The sequence below is a fragment of the Sphingomonas sp. genome, from assembly GCF_048595155.1.
Taxonomy (GTDB): domain Bacteria; phylum Pseudomonadota; class Alphaproteobacteria; order Sphingomonadales; family Sphingomonadaceae; genus Sphingomonas_I.
On the sequence record NZ_JBMDXN010000120.1, the window covers coordinates 1 to 5,675 of the forward strand.

At 64.9% G+C, this 5,675-nt stretch carries 4 protein-coding genes; all 4 read left to right on the plus strand.

Annotated features, from left to right (window positions below):
* On the plus strand, positions 1 to 2,650 hold a 2,650-nt coding region (locus ACOJSI_RS19365), incomplete at its 5' end, for an efflux RND transporter permease subunit (protein WP_420139958.1).
* On the plus strand, positions 2,640 to 3,782 hold the full coding sequence (locus ACOJSI_RS19370; protein WP_420139959.1) for an efflux RND transporter periplasmic adaptor subunit: 1,143 nt from the start codon (positions 2,640 to 2,642) through the stop codon (positions 3,780 to 3,782). The genes ACOJSI_RS19365 and ACOJSI_RS19370, both read left to right, overlap by 11 nt.
* Positions 3,775 to 5,241: an efflux transporter outer membrane subunit gene (locus tag ACOJSI_RS19375; RefSeq protein ID WP_420139960.1), complete on the plus strand. Its 1,467-nt coding sequence runs from the start codon at positions 3,775 to 3,777 to the stop codon at positions 5,239 to 5,241. The genes ACOJSI_RS19370 and ACOJSI_RS19375 overlap by 8 nt, the downstream gene beginning before the upstream one ends.
* Positions 5,242 to 5,275: 34 nt before the next feature.
* Positions 5,276 to 5,675, plus strand: a 400-nt coding sequence (locus tag ACOJSI_RS19380) for a hypothetical protein (RefSeq protein ID WP_420139961.1), incomplete at its 3' end; no start/stop codon positions are given.

Below are 5,675 nucleotides of genomic sequence, written 5' to 3' on the forward strand. Positions count from 1 at the left end.
GCTGCAGGCGCGGCAGCTATCGGCAACAGATGTCGGCGCAGCGCTGGCGGCGCAGAACCAGATCGTTCCGGCGGGTACGACCAAGATCGGTCAGTATGAATATAACGTAAAACTCAACAACAGCCCGGCCGTCGTCGATCAGCTGAACAATCTTCCCATCAAGACGATTGATGGCAGCACGGTCTATATGCGCGACGTCGCTCAGGTGCGCGACGGATCGCCGCCCCAGCGCAACGAAGTGCGCGTCGATGGTCGTCGCGCCGTGCTGATGACCGTCCTGAAAAGCGGCTCCGCCTCTGCGATCGCCATCGTCGATCAGGCGAAGGCGCTCCTACCGAAACTGCGCGAGACGCTTCCCGCGGATCTCCATGTTACGCCGCTGTCCGATCAATCGTTGTTCGTGAAGGCGGCCGTCTCGGGCGTCGTCCATGAGGGCATACTTGCCGCTGCCCTGACCAGCGTGATGATCCTGATGTTCCTGGGATCGTGGCGATCGACCGTCATCATCGCGGCCTCCATCCCGCTCGCCATCCTCGCGGCGGTGGCGGGCCTGTCGATCGCCGGAGAGACGCTCAACATCATGACCCTTGGCGGCCTCGCGCTCGCGGTCGGCATTCTTGTGGACGATGCGACCGTCACGATCGAGAACATCAACTGGCACCTCGAACAAGGCAAGTCGGTGCGCCAGTCGATCCTCGACGGTGCCGAGCAGATCGTCGGACCGGCCTTCGTCTCGCTGCTTTGTATCTGTATCGCCTTCGTGCCGATGTTCTCCCTTCCGGGCATTGCCGGCTTCCTGTTCGCGCCGATGGCGAAGGCCGTCCTGTTCGCGATGATCGCGTCCTTCATCCTGTCGCGCACACTGGTGCCGACGATGGGCAAATATCTGCTGCGTGATCACGCGACCTCCCACACCACGGCCATTATGATGAGCCATAACGCCAGCGAGGGGCGGCCACAGACACGCAATGTCTTTCGCCGCTTCCAAAACGGCTTCGAGCGGCGGTTTGAGCGCTTCCGCGATTATTACCTGCAGGTGCTGCACTATGCGCTCGCGCGGCGCCGGTTGTTTGTCATCGGCTTCCTGGGGGTTGTCCTCCTTTCCTTTGCCCTCGTGCCCTTCCTGGGGCGCAACTTCTTCCCGGCCATCGACGCGGGTCAGATCAACCTGCACGTCAGGGCGCCCGTCGGAACCCGACTGGAGGAAACGGCCGCGTTGTTCGATCATGTGGAAGATCGCATCCGCGAGGTGATCCCTCCCGACCAACTCGGGTCGATCGTCGACAATATCGGCCTCCCGGTCAGCGGCATCAATCGCGCTTATTCGAACACCGGTGGGATTGGGCCGCAGGACGGCGATATCCTGATCACGCTGCGCAAAGGTCATCGTCCGACGGCCGGCTATGTGAAGCAGTTGCGGGCATTGCTGCCCGATACCTTCCCGGGATCGACCTTTTCCTTCCTGCCCGCCGATATCGTGAGCCAGATCCTGAACTTCGGCGCGCCGGCCCCGATCGACGTGCAGGTGACCGGCCCCGACACCAAGGCCAACAGCGCCTATGCGCAGCGGCTGGCCGCACGCATGGCGCAGATTGCGGGCATTGCGGATGTCCGCCTGCAGCAGGCCAATGATTATCCGCAACTCGCCTTCGACGTTGACCGGACCCAGGCGGATCGGCTGGGGATCACCGAAGGGGATGTCACCAAGAGCCTGGGGGTGAACCTTGCCGGCAGTTTTCAGATGGCGCCGGCCTTCTGGCTGAACCCGCGCAACGGCGTTTCCTACCCGATCGTCGTCCAGACACCTCAATATCGTACCGACAGTCTCTCGGAACTTGACAATATCGCTGTCACCGGCAGCAAAGCAGGGGATTTCCAGATCCTCGGCGCGCTCGGCAAGATCCGCCGTGAAGATTCCCCCGCCGCCATCTCGCATTACGCGGTGCAGCCGTCGGTCGATGTCTATGCGGCCACCCAGGGCCGGGACCTGGGCGGGGTTGCGGGCGACATCCAGAACGTAATCGCCGCAACCGCAGACCAGCGGCCCAAGGGCACAAGCGTGCATCTTCGCGGTCAGGTCGAAACGATGAACACGGCCTTTGTCGGCTTGGTCCTCGGGCTGATCGGTGCCATCACCTTGATCTACCTGCTGATCGTCGTGAACTTCCAGAGCTGGACCGATCCCGCGGTCATCGTCTCCGCCTTGCCGGCCGCTCTGGCCGGCATCGTCTGGATGCTGTTCGCAACCGACACCCCCTTGTCCGTCCCCGCACTCACCGGCGCTATCATGTGCATGGGCGTGGCCACCGCCAATTCGGTGCTCGTCGTGAGTTTCGCGCGCGAACGTCTCGCCGCTACCGGAGACGCCGCCCGCGCGGCCGTGGAGGCAGGTGCCACCCGCTTCCGACCGGTTCTGATGACCGCCCTCGCGATGATCATCGGCATGGCGCCAATGGCGTTGGGCCTGGGGGAAGGGGGCGAGCAGAATGCGCCCTTGGGGCGCGCGGTCATCGGTGGATTGATCTGCGCAACCCTGGCCACGCTCGTCTTCGTCCCCGTGCTCTTCAGCATTGCGCATCGCAGGCACGGCCGGGCCTCTGCCACCCACGACCATAATCAAGCAGTTGGAGCGTTAGTCCATGCAGAGTGAGGCGACGGCCCCGAAAGGGTTGCGTACCGCTGGTATCGTCACCGCGGTAATCGCGCTGGGGGTGATTGCGGTCGGAACGATCGGCCGCGCCGGCCAATCGGACGCCGCCCAGAGCTGGTCTGACGCGCGCGCCGTCCCGGTCGTACATTTGATCGCCGCGACCGCAAAGGATGCGGGCGGCAAATTGACGATGCCGGGCACGCTCCAGGCCTGGAATGCGGCGCGTCTCTATGCGCGCGTCGGCGGCTATGTAAGCGCCTGGTATAAGGACATTGGTGCCGAGGTCGGCGAGGGTGCGCCGCTGGGGCGGATCGACACGCCGGAACTCGACCAGCAGATCACGCAGGCGCGGGCGGACCTTACCAGCGCCAGGGCCAATGCGGCTCTGGCCAAGAGCACCGCCGCACGCTGGAACGATCTCCTCTCCACCAATTCCGTGTCGCGCCAGGAGGCGGACGAGAAAAATGGGGATTATAGTGTGAAGGCGGCGGCCGTAGAGGCGGCCAAAGCCAATCTCGGCAGATTGCTGGCGCTGAAGCAATTTGCCACGATACGGGCGCCCTTCGCCGGCCTGGTGACGACCCGTAACGCCGATATCGGTGATCTCGTCGGCCCCGGTGCGGCCACGCAGCAGCCTCTGTTCTCGGTCGCCGACGTGCAGCGCATCCGTGTCTATGTGAGTGTACCGCAGAATTATGCGGCCGCGATGCGCCCGGGGTTGCGGGCAACGCTCGCGACACCCAATCAGCCTGGCCGCACATTCCCCGCCAAGGTCGTCGGTAATGCCGGCGCAATCAATCCGAATACGGGCGCGCTGCAGGTGCAGCTCGTCGCCGATAATCCCGCGGAGGTGCTGAAGCCCGGCGGATATGCGGAGGTGCATTTTGATCTGCCGGACAGTCCCGGCGCGGTGCAGATTCCGTCGAGCGCGCTGATCTTCCGCGCCGAGGGAACCCAGGTCGCGCTGGTGGACGGCGATCGCGTGCGCCTGCGCGATGTCCGGCTGGGGCGCGACAATGGCGCAACGGTCGAGGTCATTGCCGGGCTCAGCCCGAACGCCCGAATCGTCGACAACCCACCGGACTCGCTTGCCGCGGGTCAGCAGGTCCGCGTGGCGCCGAGCCGTGGCTAAAAGGCTCGGCCGATTCGGGGCGCTCGCCCTGCTTGCATGCGTCTCCGCATGCTCCATGGCGCCGCCATACCGGCCGCCTGCGGTTCCGGCCGTCGCCACCTTCAAGGAGGCCGGACCGTGGCAGGTGGCGGCGCCGGCGGATACCGCCGCGCACCAGCCCTGGTGGACCGTCTTCCGCGATGCGGAACTCGCCCGGCTGGAGCAGAAGCTCGACAGCGACAATCCGACGCTCGCAGGCGCGCTCGGCCGGTACGATCAGGCCCGTGCCTATCTCGCCGAGGCACGCGGCGGCCTGTTGCCGACCGTCGGGGTCAATACCGATGTCAGCCGCAACCGGCAGTCGGACAACCGGCCCCTGCGCGGCGCCAACCAGCCCGATTTTTACCCCGCCGACACCATCGGCGGCACCGTATCGTACGATCTTGATCTGTGGGGGCGCATTCGCGACAGCGTCGCGGCCGGCAAGGCGGAGGCGGAGGCCAGCGCCGACGATCTCGCGGCGAGCAAGCTCAGTCTCGAAGCGCAGCTTGCGACGAGCTACATTCTGCTGCGCGGTTATGATCGGCAGCGCGCGCTCTTGTCTGCGGCGGTTGATGCCTATGGTGAGGCCGACGCGGTGACGCAGCGCCGGTTCCGGGGCGGCATCGCGTCGGGGCTCGACATTGGCCGCTCGGGAACCCAGCTCGCCGAGGCGCAGGCGCAGCTCGCGGACGTGAATGCCGCGCGGGCTTTGACCGAACATGCCATCGCCAGCTTGATCGGCACGCCCGCTTCGACCTTTTCGTTGCCGGCATCGAACGCCCCCATTACCGTTCCTGCCATCCCGCCGCTGGTCGCCTCGACCCTGCTCGAGCGACGGCCGGACGTGGCGGCGGCCGAGCGGCGCATGGCCGCGGCCAACGCGCTTATCGGTGTGGCGCGCGCCGCCTTCTTCCCCAATCTGTCGCTGCGCGCGCAAGGCGGATTTGAAAATACCGGCCTGGCCGACCTGCTGACGGCGCCAAACTTCTTCTGGTCGATCGGGCCCTCGGCCGTGTTGCAGCTGTTTGATGGCGGCAAGCGCCGAGCGCGGGTCGCGATCGCGCGCGCGGCCTGGTCACAGGCGACCGCCGATTATCGCGCGCACGTCCTCCAGGCGTTCCAGGACGTGGAAGACAATCTGGCGCGGCTGCACTTCTATCGAATCGAAGCTGAGGCCGAGCAACGCGCCGTCGAACAGGCCAGTCAGACCGAGCGTCTTGCAATGAACCGATACGTGAAGGGCGCCGTTTCGTATCTCGATGTCGTGACCGCGCAGACCAGCGCGCTGCAGGCGCGCCGCCGGGCACTCAATCTTGAGACGTTGCGATTGCAGGCGGGCGTGAATCTCATCCGCGCGCTGGGCGGAGGATGGTCTGTCCACCCAGCGATCGAAGCCAGGAGCGCGCGCGGAAGCGATGCAACGCTCGAGGGCAGTTAAGCACCGCCTAATTCGTAGGAACGAGGAGTGGAACGTGATCCGCTTGTTGATCTGTTGCGCATTTTCGATCGCGGCGGTCGCGCCGACCCCGTCCCATAGTGCGAAATCCCTAAGATTTCGCGCTCTCGAATTCGCCCAGCCCCGGGATCCGCAAATAAGCTCGGCGGCTATAGGCGTCGATACTGAATATAGCACAGCTCGGCAGATAGCGACGGCCACAGGCGCTGTACGCGCCGCCATTCCGATCGGCACCTCGCTCCCGCAGGCATTGGCAATTCTCCGCGCTGCCGGGGCACATTGCCGTAATGCGCATGTTTGCACCTATCACGATGTCGAGACCGTCGATGAGTATCTCGATGATATTATTTGGCGTGTTGAAATCCGGGAGATGAGTGGACGGATCACGAGGCTGGATGTGAGTCGTGCCTGGACAC